The following is a 1,617-nucleotide window of genomic DNA, read 5'->3' as shown; positions in this document are numbered from 1 at the left end:
CAGATCGAAGACCCCATGGGCGGCGGGGAGGATCAGCCGCACCAGGGTGAGCTCCGCCACCAGCCGGATGGCGGTGCGCCCCAGCTGGCTGCCGTAGGCGGCGAGGGACGATCTCAGGAAGCGCTGCTCCGTGGTCCCGCGGGGGCTGGCCTCGGCAGCGCTCACCCGTCTTCCCCAGGCTCGAGCTCCCAATGCTCGAGAACCGCCCGGTACCAGGCGCGCTTGAACACCGCCACCTTGGGCAGCACCGAGAGATGACGCCGCAGCCGGGGATGGCGGTGGAAGATGGCGGCGGCGGTGGTCCAGCTCTTGAGCGGCGCCGCCAGCGCTAGCCGCCGGCGGCTCTTCCAGGTGGGGCCCTGACCGAAGAGGCCCGGGTGGCGGCGGCAGAAGGCGCGGAAATGGCGGCCGTACCAGGTGGCGTGGCGTACCAGGTCGGCGCGGTTGCGGCGTACCGCTCCGTGCTCCACCACCGCCCGGGGCTCGAAAGCGGTGGCGAGGCCAGCGGTGCGAGCCCGCAGCACCCAATCGACGTCCTCGCTGGTGGCCAGCTCTTCATCGAAGCCCCCCACCCGCTCCCAGGCGTCCCGGGTGGCGGCCAGGTTGAGGCTCCCCAGGGCGCCCTGGCTCTGGTGCTCCGCCGGCCGGTCTTCGAGCAGCTCGTGGAAGGAGGCGATGTTGTCCGCCAGCGCCCAGGGGTTGCCGTCGTCTTCGAAGGTCACCGCCCCGCCGGCCACCGGGGAGGCGTTGAGAGCTCGGCAGAGACTTTCCCGCCAGCCGGCTCGAGGCGCGCAGTCGGCGTCGGTGAAGAGCAGCCTTTCCCCTTGCGCCTCCGCCACCCCCCGATTGCGCCCCGCCGCCGGGTTGACGGCCTCGGCGGTCTCGACGAAGCGAATGGATCCGTCCCGCGGCACCAGCCCCGGCGCGTCCCGCCCCACCACCAACACCTCCACCCCCGGTCCGGGAGCCCCGTCCGCCGCCAGCGCCGCCAGGGTGCGGTCCACCAGCGGGCTGTCGAGGTTGGGGATGATGACGCTGGTGGTGATGGAGGTCACGGTGGAGCCTTCCCGCGGCCGGGAGCTGGCCACAGGCGAACGAGCCGTCGCAAGCCGCCGGCGAGCGGCGGGAGTTGGGCAACCGGGAGACTCTACGGGATCCCCCGGAGGTGGGCAAGGTGTGAGCCCGAGGAGTGTCGGGCCTTGACGTCTTTATTAGGCGGCACCAGCGGCCTGGTGTCGGAAGGGGGGCCGCAGCCATGTCCCCGAGCCGACGCTGTGGACCAGCAAGCCGAGCGCGGCGACTCCGGTTGACACTCGTCGGAGCCGCCTCCTATACTCCGAAGTTCCGGGTTCTCACAGACTTAAGCAGAATCCGACGCCCTTTGCAGCAGCGAGGGCCCAACAGGCGACTGCCTGTATCCCAAATCGCAAGGAGGATCGTAGGTCCATGCCATCTACCAAAGAAACTGATCAGCCGGTCGAGGAGACTGCTTCCGAGCAGGCTGCCGACACCGCCGAGGAGACCGCGGAGGCGAAGCCCGAAGCCGCGGAGGCGGAGGCTGAAAACAACGCGGCAGAGAACACCGCGGAGGCGAGCGAGAGCGCTCCCGAGGCGGAA

General features: G+C 70.7%; 1 protein-coding gene. It reads right to left on the bottom strand.

Annotated elements, in window-relative coordinates; all coding sequences use genetic code 11:
- Positions 1–161 precede the first annotated feature (161 nt).
- Positions 162–1,055, bottom strand: a complete 894-nt coding sequence (locus tag SX243_26230; protein MDY7096485.1) for a glycosyltransferase — start codon at positions 1,053–1,055, stop codon at positions 162–164.
- Positions 1,056–1,617 lie beyond the last annotated feature (562 nt).

Source organism: Acidobacteriota bacterium (genome assembly GCA_034211275.1).
In the GTDB taxonomy this organism is placed as follows: Bacteria; Acidobacteriota; Thermoanaerobaculia; order Multivoradales; family JAHZIX01; genus JAGQSE01.
Note: the sequence above shows the minus strand (reverse complement) of the source record. Positions and strands in the feature narration are given on the sequence as shown.